General features: G+C 58.3%; 17 protein-coding genes and 2 tRNA genes. 1 reads left to right on the forward strand and 18 read right to left on the reverse strand.

Going from position 1 to position 19,028, the window contains the following annotated elements:
- Positions 1 to 25 precede the first annotated feature (25 nt).
- Genes ccmI through ccmA form a run of 9 tightly spaced genes read right to left on the reverse strand, consistent with a single transcriptional unit; the run spans position 26 to position 6,966 of the window.
- On the reverse strand, positions 26 to 1,276 hold the full coding sequence (gene ccmI / locus L6418_RS07615; RefSeq protein ID WP_237246326.1) for a c-type cytochrome biogenesis protein CcmI: 1,251 nt from the start codon (positions 1,274 to 1,276) through the stop codon (positions 26 to 28).
- A complete protein-coding gene (locus tag L6418_RS07620; protein WP_237246327.1) occupies positions 1,273 to 1,734 on the reverse strand; it encodes a cytochrome c-type biogenesis protein in 462 nt (153 codons plus the stop codon). The genes ccmI and L6418_RS07620 overlap by 4 nt, the downstream gene beginning before the upstream one ends.
- Positions 1,731 to 2,258, reverse strand: coding sequence for a DsbE family thiol:disulfide interchange protein (locus L6418_RS07625; RefSeq protein WP_237246328.1), 528 nt, complete (start codon positions 2,256 to 2,258; stop codon positions 1,731 to 1,733). The genes L6418_RS07620 and L6418_RS07625 overlap by 4 nt, the downstream gene beginning before the upstream one ends.
- The gene (locus L6418_RS07630) at positions 2,255 to 4,240 is read right to left on the reverse strand and encodes a heme lyase CcmF/NrfE family subunit (RefSeq protein WP_237246329.1); all 1,986 of its coding nucleotides are present in this window, start codon (positions 4,238 to 4,240) and stop codon (positions 2,255 to 2,257) included. The genes L6418_RS07625 and L6418_RS07630 overlap by 4 nt, the downstream gene beginning before the upstream one ends.
- A 20-nt stretch (positions 4,241 to 4,260) precedes the next feature.
- On the reverse strand, positions 4,261 to 4,746 hold the full coding sequence (gene ccmE, locus L6418_RS07635; protein WP_237246330.1) for a cytochrome c maturation protein CcmE: 486 nt from the start codon (positions 4,744 to 4,746) through the stop codon (positions 4,261 to 4,263).
- Complete coding sequence (gene ccmD, locus L6418_RS07640; protein WP_237246331.1) at positions 4,736 to 4,927, reverse strand: heme exporter protein CcmD; 192 nt, start codon at positions 4,925 to 4,927, stop codon at positions 4,736 to 4,738. The genes ccmE and ccmD overlap by 11 nt, the downstream gene beginning before the upstream one ends.
- Entirely contained in the window at positions 4,924 to 5,667 is a 744-nt protein-coding gene (ccmC, locus tag L6418_RS07645; protein ID WP_237246332.1) for a heme ABC transporter permease CcmC, read from the reverse strand. Before ccmC ends, ccmD begins: the two co-directional genes overlap by 4 nt.
- Positions 5,668 to 5,671: 4 nt before the next feature.
- Positions 5,672 to 6,355 carry a heme exporter protein CcmB gene (gene ccmB, locus L6418_RS07650; RefSeq protein ID WP_237246333.1) on the reverse strand — a complete coding sequence of 228 codons (684 nt, stop codon included), beginning with the start codon at positions 6,353 to 6,355 and terminating at the stop codon, positions 5,672 to 5,674.
- The gene (ccmA, locus tag L6418_RS07655) at positions 6,352 to 6,966 is read right to left on the reverse strand and encodes a cytochrome c biogenesis heme-transporting ATPase CcmA (protein WP_237246334.1); all 615 of its coding nucleotides are present in this window, start codon (positions 6,964 to 6,966) and stop codon (positions 6,352 to 6,354) included. Before ccmA ends, ccmB begins: the two co-directional genes overlap by 4 nt.
- A 293-nt stretch (positions 6,967 to 7,259) precedes the next feature.
- On the opposite strand from ccmA, the gene fabI reads away from it, so the two are divergent.
- On the forward strand, positions 7,260 to 8,045 hold the full coding sequence (gene fabI / locus L6418_RS07660) for an enoyl-ACP reductase FabI (protein WP_237246335.1): 786 nt from the start codon (positions 7,260 to 7,262) through the stop codon (positions 8,043 to 8,045).
- 64 nt (positions 8,046 to 8,109) lie between these two features.
- On the opposite strand, the gene L6418_RS07665 is transcribed toward fabI, so the two are convergent.
- The 9 genes from L6418_RS07665 to L6418_RS07705 form a co-directional block, all read right to left on the reverse strand.
- Positions 8,110 to 9,993, reverse strand: a complete 1,884-nt coding sequence (locus L6418_RS07665; RefSeq protein ID WP_237246336.1) for a SurA N-terminal domain-containing protein — start codon at positions 9,991 to 9,993, stop codon at positions 8,110 to 8,112.
- A 76-nt stretch (positions 9,994 to 10,069) separates the two neighbouring features.
- Positions 10,070 to 10,146 (reverse strand) — tRNA-Asp (locus L6418_RS07670).
- A gap of 24 nt (positions 10,147 to 10,170) precedes the next feature.
- Positions 10,171 to 10,246: transfer RNA gene (locus L6418_RS07675), tRNA-Val, on the reverse strand.
- An 11-nt stretch (positions 10,247 to 10,257) separates the two neighbouring features.
- Complete coding sequence (locus L6418_RS07680) at positions 10,258 to 10,533, reverse strand: HU family DNA-binding protein (protein WP_013029928.1); 276 nt, start codon at positions 10,531 to 10,533, stop codon at positions 10,258 to 10,260.
- A 127-nt stretch (positions 10,534 to 10,660) separates the two neighbouring features.
- Positions 10,661 to 13,078, reverse strand: a complete 2,418-nt coding sequence (gene lon, locus L6418_RS07685) for an endopeptidase La (protein WP_237246337.1) — start codon at positions 13,076 to 13,078, stop codon at positions 10,661 to 10,663.
- 84 nt (positions 13,079 to 13,162) lie between these two features.
- Positions 13,163 to 14,419, reverse strand: a complete 1,257-nt coding sequence (gene clpX / locus L6418_RS07690; protein WP_237246338.1) for an ATP-dependent Clp protease ATP-binding subunit ClpX — start codon at positions 14,417 to 14,419, stop codon at positions 13,163 to 13,165.
- Positions 14,420 to 14,461: 42 nt separating this feature from the next.
- On the reverse strand, positions 14,462 to 15,088 hold the full coding sequence (gene clpP, locus L6418_RS07695) for an ATP-dependent Clp endopeptidase proteolytic subunit ClpP (RefSeq protein ID WP_269807798.1): 627 nt from the start codon (positions 15,086 to 15,088) through the stop codon (positions 14,462 to 14,464).
- 2 nt (positions 15,089 to 15,090) lie between these two features.
- Positions 15,091 to 16,395 carry a trigger factor gene (tig, locus tag L6418_RS07700; RefSeq protein ID WP_237246339.1) on the reverse strand — a complete coding sequence of 435 codons (1,305 nt, stop codon included), beginning with the start codon at positions 16,393 to 16,395 and terminating at the stop codon, positions 15,091 to 15,093.
- A 94-nt stretch (positions 16,396 to 16,489) separates the two neighbouring features.
- On the reverse strand, positions 16,490 to 18,994 hold the full coding sequence (locus tag L6418_RS07705) for a glycogen/starch/alpha-glucan phosphorylase (protein WP_237246340.1): 2,505 nt from the start codon (positions 18,992 to 18,994) through the stop codon (positions 16,490 to 16,492).
- Between the last annotated feature and the right edge of the window lie 34 nt (positions 18,995 to 19,028).

Raw genomic sequence — 19,028 nt, forward strand, 5'->3', positions numbered from 1 at the left:
TTTTGCAGCCGGAGCCGCCCAGGCCTTAGCGAACAGCCTGGTCTATCTCGATCTTGACCCCCTTGGTTCCCAGCGCGAGCGGCTTGCTCATGCCGACCAGGTCACCCGGCTGCGGCATGGCATTGCCCGATTTCGAGATGCGCGCCAGCACGACCACCTGGTCGAAATTGGACATCTTCATCTGCGGCGACATCGCCATACTGTCGTCCAGCGAGAAGTTCACCGGCAAATCCTTGACCTGTTTGCGCAGGATGGCCAGCGGCATCTTGGGGCCTTGCAGGGCACGTGCCAGCACGAACAGGGTATCGTCCGGATCGGCCTGTCCCTTGAGGGCGGCGCCCAGTGTCACCGTTCCCGTGATGCGCTCGCTGCCCGCAGCTGCCTGCGCCTTTGCCGGCGGCTCATTGATCTGTTCCAGTGCAGGAGCCATCTTGCCTCCTTTGCTCTGTGCCAGCAGCTGCCGCGCCTGTCGCAGGCCTTCATCGATCATCTTGGCATCTTCGCCTCCCGGCTGGAGCTGCTGCATCAGCTTTTCCCAATAGCGGATTGCAGCGGCAAAATCCCCCCGCTCCATCGCTGCCGTTCCAGACAATGCCAATGCCTTGGCAAAGTTGGGATCGATCTCCAGCGCGCGATCCAGCAATTTGGTCGGCGCACCGACCAGCGAGTTATGGGTCATCGCCAATGCGTCGGCATAGTCCGTCCACAACATGGCCTCATCAGGCACCAGTCTGATCAAGGCATCGTACTTCTTCGCGCCATCGGCATAACGGCCAAGTTCGACATAGGAGCGGGCGAGCATGAGCAGCACTTCCGGGTTCTGCGGATTTTTCGCCAGTTTCTCTTCCAGCGCCTGCAGCCCGGCTTCGTCGCGCACGATGCCGCCAGCGCCGAATTGCATCTGCGGAACGAATGCATTCGGATTGCCCAGCTTCAGATACAGCCCCACCGCGGCCAGCGGCAGCAACACAGCCAGCACGACGGCCGTGATCTTCAGCGGGTGAGGCTTGTTCGAGGCCTGGTTGGCCTGGCCATTCCCGACCTCTTCCAGCAGGCGCGCCTGTAATTCACGTTTGCCTTGTTCGTGCAGTTCGGGCGTGAGGAGGCCGTTTTTCAGGTCGGCATCCATCTCGGCGATCTGGTCGCGCAGGATCTCCAGGTTGGCCGCATCGCGCGCCACCGAATTGTCTTTGGAAGTGCCTCGCCACAGCGGCAAGGCAACGAACAGAACGGCGACGATCAGTATCGCCGCACAGATGATCCAGAATAAAGTCATTTGTTTTCTTCTTCACTGAGTAAGGAGGCGGCGCGCTGCTGCGCTTCAGGGGTGAGCTCGTATTCCTGTATCGCCTTGCGGCGCTTGCGCAACTGGAAGACCAGCACGGCTGCACCGATCAGCAGCATCGCAAAGGGGCCAAACCAGAGCAATATGGTGTAGCTCTTCACCGGCGGCTTGTACAACACGAAATCGCCGTAGCGGGCCACGAGATAATCGATGATCTCCTTGTCGCTCTTGCCCTGCTGCATCTGCTCGCGCACTTCGCGGCGCAGGTCTTCTGCCAGCTCGGCATGCGAACTGGCCAACGATTCGTTCTGGCAAACGAGGCAGCGCAGATTCTCTGCCAAACCGATCATGCGCTTCTCAATCACGGGGTCGGCAGCCAGGTCTTTCGCTTCACCGGCGAAGGCGCTGACTGGCAACAGGCAAAACAGCAGGATCAATAACGTTCTCATTTGCTTTGTAACTCCGCGACCATGGGCAAGATCTTCTGCTGCAGGCTTTCCCGTGTCACCGGGCCGATCTGCTTGTAGCGGATGATGCCCTGCTTATCGATGACATAGGTTTCCGGCACGCCATAGACGCCATAGTCGATGCCCACGCGGCCGTCGATATCCATCGCGCTCAGCGTGTAGGGGTCGCCCGCCTGGCGCAACCAGGCTTCCGCATCTTCTTTCTTGTCCTTGTAGTCGAGCCCGTAGATCGGAACGATCTTCTGCTCGGCCAAGGACAGCAGCACCGGGTGCTCTTCCTTGCAGGACACACACCAGGACGACCACACGTTGAGCAGCCAGACTTTGCCCTTCATCTCCTGCACGGAGAATTGCTTCCGGGTATCGTGCAATTGCGTCAGGGTGAACGCGGGAGCCGGCTTGTCGATCAGCGGCGAAGGAACTTCGCGCGGATCGAGACCCAATCCGACATACAGGAAAGCCGCCAGTACCAGGAAAACCACCAGGGGCAAAATGAATCGCATCATGCCGTCTTCTCCTTCAATTGCTCGCCGCCAGTCGTAGCGGTCGTTGTTTTACGTGCGTGTATACGATAGCGGCGGTCGCTGATCGCCAGTATCCCGCCCAATGCCATCATCAGGCATCCGGCCCAGATCCAGTCCACGAACGGCTTGATATAGACGCGCACCGCCCAAGCCGTGGTGCCGGGGATCGGCTCGCCCAGCGACACGTACAGGTCGCCCAGCGGTCCCGGCTGAATGGAAGCTTCGGTCATCGGCATGCCGGAGGCATTGTATTGGCGCTTTTCAGGATGCAGCTCGGTCACCAGCGTACCGCCCCTGGTGACGGTCACGCGCCCTTGCGAGGCTACATAGTTGGGGCCCGGCACATCGATCACGCCATCGAAACGGAACTGGTATCCGCCTGCATCGACCGTGTCGCCGACGTCCATGCGCACATCGCGCTCGGTTTCATAGCCTTTCACCAGGGTCACGCCGATGATGAACACCGCAATGCCGAGGTGTGCCAGCAACATGCCGTAATAGCTGCGCGCGGGAATGCTCAGGCGTTGCCACAGTTCGCCGGAGCCGGCGATACGCTTGCGGAAATCAAGCAGGGAAGTACTGATCAGCCAGGCGGCCAGCAGCAGGCCGAGTGCGATGAGCGGCGTCCATTTGCCCATTACCAGCGGCAACAGCAGGGCCACGACCATGCTTGCCCCCAATGCCCAGCGCACGCGCACCCAGATGTCCGGCAGGTTGGCATGTTTCCAGCGCGCGATCGGTCCCAGGCCCATCATCATCACCATCGGCACCATCAGGGGCACGAAGACGGTGTTGAAATAGGGAGGACCGACGGACAGTTTGCCGAAACCGAGCGCATCCATGAACAACGGATACAGTGTCCCCAGGAATACTGAGGCAGAAGCCACGGAAAGCAGGACATTGTTGGTGAGCAGCATGGATTCGCGCGAGATCAGGTCGAACTTGCCGCCCAGGCCGATCTTCGGTGCGCGCCATGCAAACAGCAGCAAGGAAGCGCCGATGACCACCACCAGGAAGGACAGGATGAAAATGCCGCGCTTGGGATCGGTGGCAAAGGCATGCACCGAGGTCAGCACGCCGGAGCGCACCAGGAAGGTTCCCAGCAGGCTGAGCGAGAAGGCGGCGATGGCAAGCAACACCGTCCAGCTCTTGAATGCGCCGCGCTTCTCCGTCACCGCCAGGGAATGGATCAGCGCCGTGCCGACCAGCCAGGGCATGAACGAGGCATTTTCCACCGGATCCCAGAACCACCAGCCGCCCCATCCCAGTTCGTAATACGCCCAGCCGCTGCCGAGCATGATGCCGATGGTGAGGAACACCCATGCCACCGTGGTCCATGGACGCGACCAGCGCGCCCAGGTGGAATCGAGCTTGCCGCCCAGGAGCGCAGACAGCGCAAACGCAAACGCCACCGAGAATCCGACATATCCCATGTACAGCATCGGCGGGTGGATCACCAGGCCCGGATCTTGCAGCAACGGGTTCAGGTCCCGCCCATCCATCGCTGCGGGCAGCAGGCGGTCGAACGGATTGGAAGTCAGCAGCATGAACAGCAGGAAGCCAGCAGAAATGAGTCCCATCACGCCTATCACGCGCGCGACCATCTCTTGCGGCAGGTGGCGGCTGAACGTCGCGACCGCGACCGTCCATACGGTGAGGATGAATGTCCACAGCAGTAGCGAGCCTTCATGCCCGCCCCACAGCGCTGCAATACGGTACTGGATCGGCAATTGCGAATTGGAATGTTCTGCCACATACAGCACGGAAAAATCGTTGCCGATGAACGACTGGACCAGGCAGCCAATTGCGATCGCGACGATAACGAACTGCCCTGTTGCCAATGTGCGCGCAGTGGACATCATCACGGCGTTGTTGCGAGCAGCCCCGATGATGGGAAGCGCGCCTTGAATGATGGAAAGCAGCAAGGCGACGATGAGTGCAAAATTACCGATCTCTGGAATCATAATACTGGGGCTCTCAAAAATTATTTAGCTGCGGGATATGCCGGGGATGCGCCATTGCCGGGCTGTGTTGCGGCAGACTCGGCGGCCTTGGCCTTTTTCAATGCGTCGGCGGCTTCCGGTGGCATATAGTTCTCGTCATGTTTGGCCAGCACTTCTTCGGCATGGAAGACGTTGCCGTCTTCCAGTTTGCCCTGGGCAACCACGCCCTTCCCTTCCTTGAACAGATCGGGAAGGATGCCCTTGTAAACCACGGCCATCGTCTTGACGGTATCGGTTATGTTGAAGCGCACGGTCAGCCCGTCCTTCTCGCGTTGCAAGCTGCCCTGCTCAACCAGTCCGCCGATACGGAAACTGCGCCCTTGCGGAGCTTCCTTGTTGTAAACCTGGGTCGGCGTGAAATAGAGGCTGACATTGTTCTTGAGCGCATACAGCACCAGACCGACCGCAATGCCGACCAAGGCCAATCCTGCCACGATGAACCACAATCTTTTCTTTCTAGGCGTCATACCGCTTCCCCTGTTCCGTCTCACCCATCTCGTCGCGCATCAGGCGCAATTCGCGCAGCGTTTTCTGCCTGCGGTGGCGCACCATGACGATCTCGACAGCAAATACCAGCAGTGCCGCACCGTAGGATCCCCATACGTAGAAGGCGTAGCCGTTCATGGCAAAAAAATCGGCCCAACTCATGACTGCACCTTCATTTCGGTCAATTCGTTGACCCAGGTCGTGTTCGCCTCACGCTCCAGGATGATGCTGCGCACGCGCGCCAGCGTCATTGCAATCGCATACATCCAGCAGGCGATCAACATCGCCAACATCGCCTGCTGCATGGCGATATGCATGCTGGTTCCGCTGAATTTGATGGTCGATCCCTGGTGCAGTGTGTTCCACCATTTGACCGAGAAATAGATGATGGGTACGTTCACCGAGCCGACGATGGCAAGCAAAGCGCCGGCCTTGTCTGCCCGGCGCGAGTCTTCGATGGAAGCCTGCAAGGCGATGAAACCGAGATACAGGAACAGCAGGATCAGCTCGGAGGTCAGGCGTGCATCCCATACCCACCATGCACCCCACATCGGTTTTCCCCACAGCGCTCCCGTCCACAGCGAGATGAAAGCGAACAGTGCACCGGTCGGAGCCAGGGCCTGCGCCATCATGGCGGAAAGCCGGGTCTTGAAGATCAGCCCCAATGCAGCGTAACCCGCCATGACGAGATAGATGAACATGGAGAGGATGGAGGCCGGTACATGAATGAACATGATACGGTAGGCCTCGCTCTGCACGGCATCGGTCGGCGCAACGAAGAAACCGATATACAGGCCGAGCATGAACAGGATCGCGGCGGCCCATGCAAAGTAGGGAACCAACCTGCCTGCCAGGCCATAAAACGTCGTCGGTGCCGAATATTTGAACCAGTTGATTGCCAAATCGCTACTCCATCGAAATACGCAATGCCTGCGCCGCCACGAACGGCGTAAACACCAAAGCGAACAACATGAACGCCCCCAACAACGACAGGTTGGAAACTGCGCTCATCCCGCTGGTCACTGCCTCGACTGCGCCCGCACCGAAGATCAGTACCGGTATGCACAACGGCAATACCAACAACGACACCAGCACGCCGCCGCCACGCAATCCCAAGGTCAGCGCAGCGCCGACCGCCCCGATCATGCTCAGTATCGGCGTGCCCAGCAGCAACGCGAGCACCAGCATTCCCAATGCCTGTGCCGACATATCGAATTGCAGCCCCAGCACCGGTGCGATCAGCACCAGCGGAAGGCCGGACAACATCCAGTGCGCCACGATCTTGCCCAGCACCAGCGCAGTGAGGGATTGAGGCGCAAGCAGCATCTGCTCCAGCGTGCCGTCCAGGTAGTCAGCCGAGAACATGCGCGGCAAGGACAGCATGGAGGCCAGCAAAGCCGCGACCCACACCACGCCGGATGCCATCTTGCGCAGCATCTCCGGTTCCGGCCCCACCCCCAGGGGAAACAAGCTCGCCACCATCACAAAAAAGACCAGGGTGGTCAGCACATCTGCGCGTCGGCGCATCGCCAGCAGCAGATCACGCCGAATCACCAGGCCCAGCAATCCGAACAGCGAGAGCCTGTTCATGACAAGACCAACTCTCGTGTCTGCACGCCTGCCACCTGCAAGGGCTGGTGCGTGGTAAAGATCACCATGCCGCCTTTTGACAAGTGTTCGCCGATCAGTTCCTGCATCAAACCAACAGCCCCCACATCGAGTGCGGTCAATGGCTCGTCCAGTATCCACAAATGCGCGTCGCTAATCAACAAGCGCGCCAGCGCGACTCGGCGTCGCTGGCCTTGCGACAGCACCCGCACCGGCAAGTGCTCGCGGCGTTGCAAACCCATACGCCTCAAAGCAGTAACTGCCTGTTGCTCGGTCACCGTGTAACCCGCCAGACCGGCACTCATCTGCAGATTCTCAAGCGCGCTCAATTCATCCTTGATGGCATTCAAGTGCCCTATGTACTGCAGCTCGGCGTAGTAATCCTCGCCCAGCTCGCCGACAGGCTTGCCGTTCCAGCATATCTCACCTTCGTCCGGCGTGATGAAGCCGCATAGCGTGCGCAACAAGCTGGTCTTGCCGCTGCCGTTCGCCCCCTGCACTTGCATGATCTGCCCGGCATGCAAGCTGAAGCTCAATCCAGAAAACAAGCGATGATCGCCGCGACTGCACGCGAGATTGCCAACTTCCAGCATGAAGGGAGTATCCGAAATGAATAGTTGGAAATTATATACGATTAAAGGCGGCACTTCTAAAGCGTGGCGCTGTTCTCCGTCCAAATTTCGCAAACAGAACCGCAAATGAACGTTCTCTTGACGGAAATCAGCTGCGCAGCCCCATCTGCAATCCGGCCGCAACAGATCCAACCATCGATCCATTCATTGGCAAGCATCGCCGCCCCACCCCATGAATCCGCTTCCATCTATATACTGCTGGCAGGGTGATGCAGCTATAATCGAAAATTATCAATTTATTACAAGGGGTTAATATGGGGTTTCTGGCAGGCAAGCGCATTCTGGTGACGGGAATGATCAGCAATCGCTCGATCGCGTATGGCGTCGCCCAGGCCATGCATCGGGAAGGAGCCGAGCTCGCCTTTACCTATCAGGGTGAACGCGTGCAAGCACGCGTGACGGAAATGGCCAAGGAGTTCGGCAGCCAGCTGGTATTTCCCTGCGACGTCTCTTCGGATACAGAGATTGAACAACTGTTCAGCGAACTGGCCAAGCATTGGCCCCAATTCGACGGTTTCGTCCACGCCATCGCGTTCGCGCCGCGCGAGGCACTGGACGGACAATTTCTCGATGGTTTCAGTCGCGAGGCGTTCCGCATCGCTCACGACATCAGCGCCTACAGTTTCCCGGCCATGGCCAAAATGGCCCTGCCATATTTATCCGACAAGGCGGCATTGCTGACCATGAGCTACCTGGGCGCGGTGCGTACCATGCCGCACTACAACGTGATGGGAATGGCCAAAGCGAGCCTGGAATCCAGCGTGCGCTATCTGGCCATGGAACTCGGCCGCAAAGGCATACGTGCCAACGCCATCTCGGCCGGACCGATCAAAACGCTGGCTGCGGCAGGCATCGGGGATTTCGCCAAACTGCTTTCCTACAACGCAAAACACGCCCCGCTCAAACGCAATGTCACGATCGAGGAAGTCGGCAATGTGGCAGCTTTCCTGTGCAGCGATCTGGCCAGCGGGGTGACCGGCGAAATCACTTATGTGGATGGAGGATTCAATACCACTGCGCTTGGCTCAACGGAGGCCTGACCTTCCGCAATAAAAAACGCCGCTCGATGAGCGGCGTTTTCGAACAGCAGCAATCGTAACCTTGCTACTTGGCATCCGCCACAAAGTTCTTCATCGTGACACTGGCTCGTTTCTTGGCATCTGCCATGTAGGCCATCAACAAAGCTTCACCCGTAATCTGGCGGATCTGCTGTTCATAGCGCGCAAGCTTGTTCTCATCGATGGCCGCGTCGTTCTTCACTGCATCGATACGTGCCAGCACATAGCCGTTCGCACCGGCAATCCCGACATAAGCCGGCAGTTTTCTCGTGTCGGCACGGAATATCGCCTGCAGCAATTGGGGATCGATGGTGCCGCGCTGGTTACGCGAGACGCTCTGTACCGCCTTCCACGCCACGCTGGCTTTTTCTCCGCCTTGCAGCTGCTCCAGCAGCTTCTTGCCTTGTTGCGCCGCCTGTTCGGATGCCTGCGCTTGCAGCAATTTCTGCTGGATGCCGGCAGAAACTTCCGCTAATGGACGGATGCTTGCAGGCTTGTATTCAGTCACGCGTGCCGCCAGCAGGGTATTGGGAGCAACTTCCACCGCCGCAGTATTGCGCTTGTTTTTCAGCGCATCTTCCGAAAAGACCGCTTGCAATGCCTTATCCGTCCATATGCCGGCCGGAGCCTGCCCCTTGCTCAGCCATGTTCCCTGCTGCACCGCGACTTTCGCCAATTCCGCTGCCGGTTTCAGGCTGTCGCTCTGTTCATAGACGGTATTGCTGAATTTCTCCGCCAGCTCCGCAAATTTGTCACCGGCTTTCTGGGATTTCAGGCGTTGTGCGATCATTCCCTTCAGCTCGCTGAATGCCTGGACCTTGGCTGGTTTCACGGCGATCAGCTTGATGATGTGGTAACCGAAATCCGTCTGCACCAAACCGCTGATCTCCCCCACCTTGAGACTGAACACGCTATCTTCGAACGGTTTGACCATCGCCCCCCGGCCGAACATGCCCAGATCACCGCCATTGGCCGCAGAACCGGGGTCTTGTGAATACTGCTTGGCCAATGCGGCAAACTTGGCGGGGGCCTGCCTGACCTGCTGCAATACCTGCTCGGCTTTGTCCTTTGCCGCCTGCTTCTCGGCGTCAGATGCCTGTTTGGACACGCCGATCAGGATATGCGCAGCCTGGCGTTGTTCCTGAGTACCGAATTCGGCCTTGTGCTCCTCGTAGTACTGCCTGGCTTCATCGTCGGATACCGTTACTTGCGACAGCAAGGAATCTGCGGAAAGCACCACATATTCGACCTTGGCACGCTCGGGCACCTGGAACTCCTGGGAATTCTTGTCGTAATAATCGCTGACCGCGTTGTCCGGCAATTTGACCTGTTTCAGGAAGGAGGCAGCATCCAGATTCGCAACCGCCACGACGCGCTGTTGCTCGTTCAAACGGATCAGGTTTTCGGCCACAGCCTTGGCGGCATAACCGTTCTGGGAATAGGCATCTGTCAATTGCTGAATGAGCAGCGCGCGTCGGATCTCCGCATCGAAATCCGCCGGTGTTTTGCCTTTTTCCTTCAACACGGACTCGTAGAGCCCCCGATCAAATTTCCCGTCTTTCTGGAAAGCGCCGATGCTGAGGATTATTTGCCCGATCTGTTCGTCAGCGATACTGAGGCCGGCTTTTCTTGCCTCTATCGCCATGAGATGCTGGGTGACCAGCCTGTCCAGCACCGAGGTTTTGATTTCCGGCTTGTCGAAAAAAGAGGGATCGAAATTGGCGCCTGCCATTTCGCGGAATCGTTGCTGCTGCTGGTTCAGCGCATTATCGAATTCCTGCTGCCCGATCTTTTCGCCGTCAACAGTTGCCAGTGGCGAAGCGCCGCCGGATTTACGGTATGAATCCACACCCCAGAAAGCGAACGGCAAAATGATCAATGCCAGTACGATCTGCACCAGCCGTTTCTTCTCTTGTACGAAATCGAACATAACATCCTACCCGAAAGAAGGAACGTCACTTCGGACATCCCATATGAAAAAAGGCGAACTTTCGTTCGCCTCTGTTTGGCGGAGTGGACGGGACTCGAACCCGCGACCCCCGGCGTGACAGGCCGGTATTCTAACCAACTGAACTACCACTCCATGAACCTAAAAACCAACAATCTCTGGTGGGTGCTGACGGGATCGAACCGCCGACAATCGCCTTGTAAGGGCGGTGCTCTACCAGCTGAGCTAAGCACCCGACAAAGATTGCTAGTTTACAGCATCTTTCAGACCTTTGCCAGCGCGAAATTTCGGAACCTTCGCAGCTTTGATTTTAATCGTTGCGCCAGTGCGGGGATTGCGGCCGTTTCGTGCAGCACGCTTACCGACATAGAAAGTGCCAAAACCAACCAAGCTGACGAGTTCGCCCTTCTTCAGGGATTTCTTGATGGATTCAATAGTCGCGTCCAGCGCTCTACCTGCAGCGGCCTTGGAAATGTCAGCGGATTTTGCAATTGCTTCGATCAGATCAGATTTATTACTCACGCGATTCCCCTTTGCTTGTTAGTTGAGAACACAGGAAAGCCCTGCAGCGGCTTTATATCAAGGGTTTTTGAGTGGGTCAAGCAATTGCAAAAAATTTCCAAGCATACCGACACCGCGCCAACCCGCGTCAATGCTTGATTGCAGCCGATGCTCCTGTTTCGCTTATCACTGCGGGAGATGATACCGCTACTGCTTCCGGCTCCGGCAACGGCTCTGGCGTGCGCTCCAGCGCCATCTCCAGCACTTGCTCTATCCATTTAACCGGATGAATATCCAGTTTGTTTTTCACGTTATCAGGTATCTCGACCAGATCCTTGGTGTTCTCTTCCGGGATCAGCACGACCTTGATGCCTCCGCGCTGAGCGGCCAGCAGCTTCTCTTTCAGGCCGCCGATCGGCAACACTTCGCCACGCAAGGTGATCTCGCCGGTCATTGCAACATCCGCACGCACCGGGATGCCGGTCAAGGCCGACACCATCGCGGTACAGATTCCGATACCGGCGCTGGGGCCATCCTTCGGTGTCGCACCTTCGGGTAAGTGGATATGCAGATCGCTCTTCTCGTAAAAGTTCTCGGCGATACCCAATGTCCGCGCACGACTGCGCACAACGCTCAAGGCGGCCTGAATCGACTCCTGCATCACCTCGCCCAGCTTGCCGGTAGTAGTGGTTTTGCCCTTGCCCGGCAACACGGCAGTTTCGATGGTCAGCAATTCACCGCCGACTTCAGTCCATGCCAGACCCGTGACCTGGCCGACCTGGTTTGTCTTCTCTGCGATGCCATAGCTGTAGCGGCGCACTCCCAGATACTTGTCCAGGTTGCGGGCATTGATCGTAACCTTGTTGTCGCGCCCTTTCAGCAAGAGCGACTTCACCACCTTGCGGCAGATCTTGGATAATTCGCGCTCCAGGCTGCGCACCCCTGCTTCGCGCGTGTAATAGCGAAGGATGTCGCGGATCGCGCTTTCGGAAACGCTGATCTCCTCTTCCTTGAGGCCATTGTTCTTGATGGCCTTGGGCAGCAGGTAACGGGTGGCGATGTTGACCTTCTCGTCTTCGGTGTAACTGGAGACGTGAATCACTTCCATGCGATCCAGCAATGGCGCAGGGATGTTCATGCTGTTGGAAGTGGCAACGAACATCACGTCGGACAAGTCGTATTCGACTTCGACGTAGTGATCGACAAAAGTATGGTTCTGCTCGGGATCGAGCACTTCCAGCAACGCGGACGAGGGATCACCGCGGAAATCCATGCCCATCTTGTCCACTTCATCGAGCAGGAAGAGCGGATTCTTCACCCCGACCTTGCTCATGTTCTGCAATATCTTGCCGGGCATGGAACCGATGTAAGTGCGGCGATGCCCGCGTATCTCCGATTCGTCGCGCACGCCGCCGAGGGACATCCTCACGAATTTGCGGTTGGTGGCCCGGGCAATGGACTGCCCCAGCGAAGTTTTTCCCACGCCCGGAGGGCCGACCAGGCAAAGGATAGGCGCCTTCATCTTGCTCACGCGTTGCTGCACGGCAAGATATTCAACGATGCGCTCTTTAACCTTGTCCAGCCCGTAATGATCGGCTTCCAGCACATCTTCAGCATGCTTGAGATCGGTATCTATCTTGGTCTTCTTCTTCCAGGGAAGCGAGACGAGCACGTCAATGTAATTGCGCACCACGGTTGCCTCGGCCGACATCGGCGACATCAGGCGCAACTTCTTCAATTCCGCTTCCGCCTTGGCGCGCGCATCCTTCGGCATGTGCGCGGCCTTGATCTTTTTCTCGACCTCTTCGATATCCGCGCCGTCTTCGCCTTCACCCAGCTCCTTCTGGATCGCCTTGACCTGCTCGTTCAGGTAATACTCGCGCTGGCTCTTTTCCATCTGGCGCTTGACTCGCCCGCGAATGCGCTTCTCGACCTGCATGATGTCCAGTTCGGCCTCCAGCAGGCCAAGCAGGTGTTCAAGGCGCTGACGCACATCGAATATCTCCAGCACTTCCTGCTTCTGTTCCAGTTTGAGCGGCAAGTGCGCGGCGATGGTGTCGGCCAGACGGCCGGCATCGTCAATCCCCGCCAGCGAAGTCAGGATCTCCGGCGGTATCTTCTTGTTCAGTTTTACGTATTGATCAAACTGGTTGATCAGGGCGCGGCGCATCGCTTCCGCCTCATGCCCGATCTCCTCGTCGATCGGCACCGGCTGTATTTCCGCATCCAGATGAGACTTGTCGTCGAATATGCGCAATACCTTGGCGCGCTGCGTACCTTCAACCAATACCTTGACCGTGCCATCCGGCAGCTTCAGCATCTGCAGGATATTGGCGATACTGCCGATGCGATAGATGTCCTCGGTCGCCGGCTCGTCCTTGGCAGCCGATTTTTGCGCCACCAATACGATGCTCTTGCCAGCCTCCATGGCTGCCTCCAGCGCCTTGATGGACTTGGCTCGGCCGACGAACAGCGGAATGACCATATGCGGAAATACCACCACGTCGCGCAAGGGCAGTAGTGGGAACAGGTCAGCTGATGTAGAGATAGGATCGTTTTCGGCCATGATTCGGGACTCTCAAAGTTTGGGGAGTGACGGTGATATGGGGACAGGACCCCGTAATTCAAGTCCTGCCCGCCAGGGCCGTCGTTACGCCACCTTGGGCGTATCAGCGTACATCACGATGGGTTTGATTTCGCCGGCGCTATTCTCGTCCAGCACCACCTTGCTCACGTTCTCCTCCGAAGGCAGGTCGAACATGATGTCCAATAGCGCATTTTCGAGGATCGAACGCAATCCGCGCGCACCGGTCTTGCGTGCCAGCGCCTTTTTGGCAATCACATTCAATACGCCTTCGCGGAATTCCAGCTCCACACCTTCCATCGAAAACAGCTTCTGGTATTGCTTGGTCAGCGCATTCTTGGGTTCGGTCAGTATCTGCATCAATGCAGCCTCATCCAGCCCTTCCAGGGTCGCCACCACCGGCAAGCGGCCGACGAACTCGGGGATCAGGCCGAACTTGATCAGGTCTTCCGGTTCGACATCGCGCAGCACTGCGCCAATATCCTTGCTGTCTTCACGCTTGGCCAGATTGGCCGAGAAGCCGATTCCGGCCTTCTCGGAACGATTGCGGATCACCTTTTCCAAGCCGTCGAACGCACCGCCGCAGATGAACAGGATGTTGCTGGTATCGACTTGCAGGAACTCGGTATTCGGATGCTTGCGTCCGCCTTGCGGAGGAATCGATGCCTTGGTCCCTTCGATCAGCTTGAGCAAGGCCTGCTGCACGCCCTCGCCCGAGACGTCCCGCGTGATCGATGGATTGTCGGATTTGCGCGAGATCTTGTCGATTTCGTCGATGTAGACGATACCGCGCTGCGCCCGCTCCACATCGTAGTCGCAGGCCTGCAGCAGCTTCTGGATGATGTTCTCGACGTCCTCGCCGACATAGCCTGCCTCGGTCAGGGTGGTGGCATCCGCCATGACGAAAGGTACGTTGAGCAGCCTTGCAAGCGTCTGCGCCAGCAGGGTCTTGCCCGATCCTGTTGGACCCACCAGGAGTATGTTGCTCTTGGCCAGCTCCACACCGTCCGCATCCGTGCTCCGCAGGCGCTTGTAGTGGTTGTACACCGCCACCGACAATATCTTCTTCGCCTGGCGCTGGCCGATGACATATTCATCCAGCCTGGCGCATATCTCGTGCGGGACCGGCAGGTCATTCTTGTCGGTCTTTTCCGCACCGATGCTGCTTTGCGTTTCTTCGCGGATGATGTCGTTGCACAGCGCGATGCACTCGTCGCACACGAACACCGACGGCCCCGCAATCAACTTGCGCACCTCGTGCTGGCTCTTCCCGCAGAACGAGCAGTACAGCAGTTTGTCACCCTTGTTCTTATCCGACGTCATTTGCACCTCCGCTCCGAAATTATCGGCAGCCAACCAAATTACTTAAACCCGCTTGTCCAGTACCTGATCCACCAGGCCATATTCCATCGCCTCCTTTGCGGTCAGGAAGTTGTCCCGCTCGCTGTCGCGCGCGATCTCCTCGACGGTGCGTCCGGTATGCTGGGCCATCAGGGTATACAGGCGCTCGCGCAGGCTCAGGATGTACTTGGCATGGATCTCGATGTCCGAAGCCTGGCCACGGAACCCGCCCAGCGGCTGATGGATCATCACGGTTGAATTCGGCAATGCGAAACGCTTGCCCTTCGCGCCTGCCTGCAGCAGGAAGGCGCCCATCGATGCAGCCATGCCGATGCACAGCGTGGAGACCTGGGGCTTGATGAACTGCATGGTGTCGTAGATCGCCATGCCCGCAGAGATGGATCCGCCCGGCGAATTGATGTAGAAGTGGATATCCTTGTCCGGATTCTCAGATTCCAGGAACAGCATCTGCGCAACGATCAGGTTGGCAGTATGGTCGTTGACTTCGCCCACCAGAAACACCACGCGCTCCTTGAGCAGACGCGAATAGATGTCATAGGCACGCTCGCCGCGTCCGCTGCTCTCGACCACCATCGGGATCATGCCGATGTCTTGCGGTTCCATCGTTTGCCTGGTGGAATCATTCAGCATGTTCAGTTGCTCCCCATCAATTCGTTGAACGTGGTCGGCTGGTCACTGACCTTGGCTCCCGCCATCACCCATGCGACCACGTTGTCTTCCAGCGCCAGATTCTCCACTTCGCGCAGACGCGAAGGATCTCCGTTGTACCAGCGTATCACCTCTTCCGGATGCTCATAGCTTTGGGCGTATTCCTGTACCAGTGCATTCACCTGCTCCGGCTTCGCATTCAGACTGTGCTTCTTCACCAACTCAGCCAGAATCAGGCCCAGTTTCACGCGCTTGGTCGCACGTTCAACGAACAGATCCGCCGGCAACTGCATGCCTTTCGGAAGCTTGATGCCGCGCGCTTCCATATCCTGCCTCGCCTGGTGCATCAGATTCTGCGCCTCGCTTTCCAACAGGGATTGGGGCACCTCCAGCTCTGCAACCTTGAGCAGCACCTCCATCGCGTTGTCTTTGTTGCGCACTTTCACCCGGCGCGCCGCCTCGCGGCCGATGTTGTCGCGAATCTCGGCCTTGAGCCTGGCCACATCGCCATCCGCCACCCCCATGGATTTGGCGAACTCGGCATCCACTTCAGGCAGATGCGCCGCTTCGACCGCATGCACGGTGATGGTGAAGGTGACTTGTTTGCCCGCCACATCCTTGCCGTGATAATCGGCCGGGAAAGTCATGTCGAACGCCTTGGTCTCTCCAGCCTTCATACCGACGATCGCCTTTTCGAAATCCGGCAGCATGCGCCCTGCCCCCAGCACGAATGCGAAATCCTTGCCCGTACCGCCCTCGAACAGCTCGCCGTTCAAGGTACCGCTGAAATCGATACGCACCTGGTCGTCGTTCTGCGCGGCACGATCTGTTTTCTTGAACGTGGCGCGCTGCTTGCGCATGGTATTGATCGTCTCCTCCACATCGGCATCGCTCAGCGTGAATACGACGCGGTTGACGGTTTCGCCGGAGATGTCGCCGATAACGACATCCGGATAGACCTCGAAGGTCGCGCTGTATTCGATCTGCGGTGCGTTCAGATCCGCAGTCTTGATCTCGAACTGCGGATAGCCTGCGACCTGCAGCTTATTGGAGATGGCAGCCTCGGCGAACGAGCGCTGCAGGCTCTCGCCCAGCACTTCCTGCTGCACCGATGCTCCATATTGCTGTTCCAGCACCTTGTATGGCACCTTGCCCGGGCGGAAACCGTGCACCTTTGCGGTACGGCCTATGCGCTTCAGGCGCGCTTCCATTTCGCCGCGCAATTGTTGTTGGGGGATGGATGCGTTCAAACGGCGTTGCAATCCACTCAAAGTCTCTACATTTGACATACTGACACTTCCTTTGAATTAAGCAGGCTTCACAAATCGGATATCGCAGGTCTCAATGATACATGAAACGGGACGGGAAGGCCCGTCCGTCCGCTCACTCGGCATGCGCAGGCACTTGACTCAGCTGCCAGATGTCGCGGTTGTAATCGAGGATGGTACGATCACTGGAGAATTTGCCGCTGGCTGCTGAATTCAGGATACTCATGCGCGTCCAGCGCTCTCGGTCGCGATAAACCTCCGCCACCTTGCGCTGGGCGTCCACGAAACCGCGAAAATCGGCTGCCGTCAGCCATGGATCGTTCGGGCTCAGAATGGACTGGACGATGGGGTCGAATAACCCCGGCTCGAACAGGTTGAAATGTCCGCTTTCCAGCAGGTGCATGACCCGCGCCAGGTCGGCATCGGCAGCGACGATGGAAGCGGGATCGTAGCTTCCCCGAGCCGCCTCCACCTGACCTGCGGTCAACCCGAACAGGAAGAAATTTTTTTCGCCCACTTCCTCGCGGATCTCGATGTTCGCGCCATCCAGCGTGCCGATGGTGATGGCACCGTTCATCATGAACTTCATGTTGCCCGTACCCGACGCTTCCTTGCCTGCCGTCGATATCTGCTCGGACAGGTCGGCCGCCGGGCAGATGACCTCCATCGCCGAGACGCAATAATCGGGCAGGAAGGCGAGTCGCAACCGCCCTTGCGTGGCGGGATCGTGATTGACGACCTCAGCCACTGCCGTGACCAGCCTGATGATGCGTTTCGCCATGGCATAGCCAGGCGCGGCCTTGCCGCCGATCAGCACGCAGCGCGGCGTCCAGTCGGCGACATCGCCGCGCTTGATGCGATCATATAGATGGATCACATGCAGCACATTGAGCAACTGGCGCTTGTATTCATGGATGCGCTTCACCTGCACATCGAACATCGCCGCCGGATCGAACTCCACGCCGCAATCGCGAGCGACCGTGTCTGCCAGCCGCCGCTTGTTTGCCTGCTTGATCTGGCGCCACTCGGCGCGGAACTCGCTGTCGTCGGCGAACTCGCGCAACGCCGCCAGAGCGGACAAGTCGGTGCGCCATGCTTCTCCGATGCTGCGGTCGATCAGTGCGCTCAACAGCGGATTGCTCGAAGCCAGCCAGCGCCGGGGCGTCACCCCGTTGGTCTTGTTGTTGAATTTCCCGGGCCACAGCTCGAAGAAATCACGGAACAGATGCTGCTGCAGCAACTCGGAATGCAGGGCCGCCACACCGTTAACCGAATGGCACGCCACCACGGCCAGATAGGCCATGCGTATCTGCGGGATATCGCCTTCCTCGATGATCGACATGCGGCGCTGCCGATCGGTATCGCCAGGCCAGCGCAGCGATACCTCTTCCGTGAAGCGGGCGTTGATCTCGTAGATGATATCGAGCAGGCGCGGCAGCAAGCGTCCGAACATGCCCACCGGCCAGCGCTCCAATGCCTCGGGCAGCAGCGTATGGTTGGTATAGGCCATGGTGCCCGCAGTGATGTGCCACGCCTCGTCCCAGCCCAGTCCATGTTCGTCCATCAGCAGGCGCATCAATTCCGGCACCGCGCAGGTCGGATGGGTATCGTTCAGCTGGAAACAGCTCTTTTCCGCAAAATCCGAGAAGTCGTCGCCATGTTTGTGCACCCATTGCCGCAATACGTCCTGCAAGCTCGCCGACGCCAGGAAATATTGCTGGCGCAGACGCAGCTCCTTGCCATTCTCGCTCGCATCATTCGGGTACAGCACCATGGTGATATGTTCCGCTGCGTTTTTCGCCGCGACTGCCTCGGTGTAGCTGCCGGCATTGAACTCTTCCAGGTCGAACTCTTCCGTCGCTGCCGCCTTCCACAGACGCAAGGTATTCACCGTGCCGTTGCGATAGCCGGGGATGGGCATGTCGTAGGGAACAGCCACCACGTCCTGCGTATCGATCCAGCGCGCGCGCAGATCGCCGTCCGGATCGGTATAGAAATCGGAGCGTCCGCCGAACTTGATCCTGACCGCGTATTCCGGCCGCTCGATCTCCCACGGATTGCCGTTGCGCAACCAGTGGTCCGGTTCTTCCACCTGGCGCCCCTGCTCGATCTTCTGGCGGAACATGCCATACTCATAGCGGATGCCGTAACCGGTCACCGGCAACTGCAACGTCGCACAACTATCCAGGAAACAGGCGGCCAGCCGCCCCAGGCCGCCGTTGCCCAGACCCGCATCGCTCTCCAGTTCCTGCACCTCTTCCAGGTCCAGTCCCAGATTGCGCATCGCCTCGGCACCAGCCCCCGTCAACTCCAGGTTAAGCAGCGCGTTTCCCAGTGCGCGCCCCATCAGGAACTCCAGCGACAGGTAATACGCCTGTTTGCAACCGGATTCGTCATAAGCCCGCTGGGTCCGGCGCCAGCGTTCCACCAGGCGGTCGCGCAACACCAGCGCGCAGGAGGAATAGACATGGTGCGACGAGACGATCGCTTTGTCCCAACCCAATGTGTGGTTGAAGTAACGGCAGAAATCCTCTTCCAGCCCGCCGGCATCCATGCCCAGGGGCGGGATCTTCAGCACACTCGGATGCTTGGCAATGAAAGGTTTGTTGACGGTATTCATTTACGTTTCCAGTGTGAAAATATCGGCAGGCCGC

The sequence above is a fragment of the Sideroxyarcus emersonii genome, assembly GCF_021654335.1.
In the GTDB taxonomy this organism is placed as follows: domain Bacteria; phylum Pseudomonadota; class Gammaproteobacteria; order Burkholderiales; family Gallionellaceae; genus Sideroxyarcus; species Sideroxyarcus emersonii.

Excerpts from the sequence above, each read along its gene's own strand:
- L6418_RS07620 (WP_237246327.1), bottom strand. The coding sequence starts at position 1,734 with ATGAGAACGTTATTGATCCTGCTGTTTTGCCTGTTGCCAGTCAGCGCC.
- clpP (WP_269807798.1), bottom strand. The coding sequence starts at position 15,088 with ATGCTGAATGATTCCACCAGGCAAACGATGGAACCGCAAGACATCGGC.
- fabI (WP_237246335.1), top strand. The coding sequence starts at position 7,260 with ATGGGGTTTCTGGCAGGCAAGCGCATTCTGGTGACGGGAATGATCAGC.
- L6418_RS07630 (WP_237246329.1), bottom strand. The coding sequence starts at position 4,240 with ATGATTCCAGAGATCGGTAATTTTGCACTCATCGTCGCCTTGCTGCTT.
- L6418_RS07705 (WP_237246340.1), bottom strand. The coding sequence starts at position 18,994 with ATGAATACCGTCAACAAACCTTTCATTGCCAAGCATCCGAGTGTGCTG.
- L6418_RS07625 (WP_237246328.1), bottom strand. The coding sequence starts at position 2,258 with ATGATGCGATTCATTTTGCCCCTGGTGGTTTTCCTGGTACTGGCGGCT.
- ccmB (WP_237246333.1), bottom strand. The coding sequence starts at position 6,355 with ATGAACAGGCTCTCGCTGTTCGGATTGCTGGGCCTGGTGATTCGGCGT.
- lon (WP_237246337.1), bottom strand. The coding sequence starts at position 13,078 with ATGGCCGAAAACGATCCTATCTCTACATCAGCTGACCTGTTCCCACTA.
- clpX (WP_237246338.1), bottom strand. The coding sequence starts at position 14,419 with ATGACGTCGGATAAGAACAAGGGTGACAAACTGCTGTACTGCTCGTTC.
- ccmE (WP_237246330.1), bottom strand. The coding sequence starts at position 4,746 with ATGACGCCTAGAAAGAAAAGATTGTGGTTCATCGTGGCAGGATTGGCC.
- ccmI (WP_237246326.1), bottom strand. The coding sequence starts at position 1,276 with ATGACTTTATTCTGGATCATCTGTGCGGCGATACTGATCGTCGCCGTT.
- ccmA (WP_237246334.1), bottom strand. The coding sequence starts at position 6,966 with ATGCTGGAAGTTGGCAATCTCGCGTGCAGTCGCGGCGATCATCGCTTG.
- L6418_RS07665 (WP_237246336.1), bottom strand. The coding sequence starts at position 9,993 with ATGTTCGATTTCGTACAAGAGAAGAAACGGCTGGTGCAGATCGTACTG.
- tig (WP_237246339.1), bottom strand. The coding sequence starts at position 16,395 with ATGTCAAATGTAGAGACTTTGAGTGGATTGCAACGCCGTTTGAACGCA.
- ccmD (WP_237246331.1), bottom strand. The coding sequence starts at position 4,927 with ATGAGTTGGGCCGATTTTTTTGCCATGAACGGCTACGCCTTCTACGTA.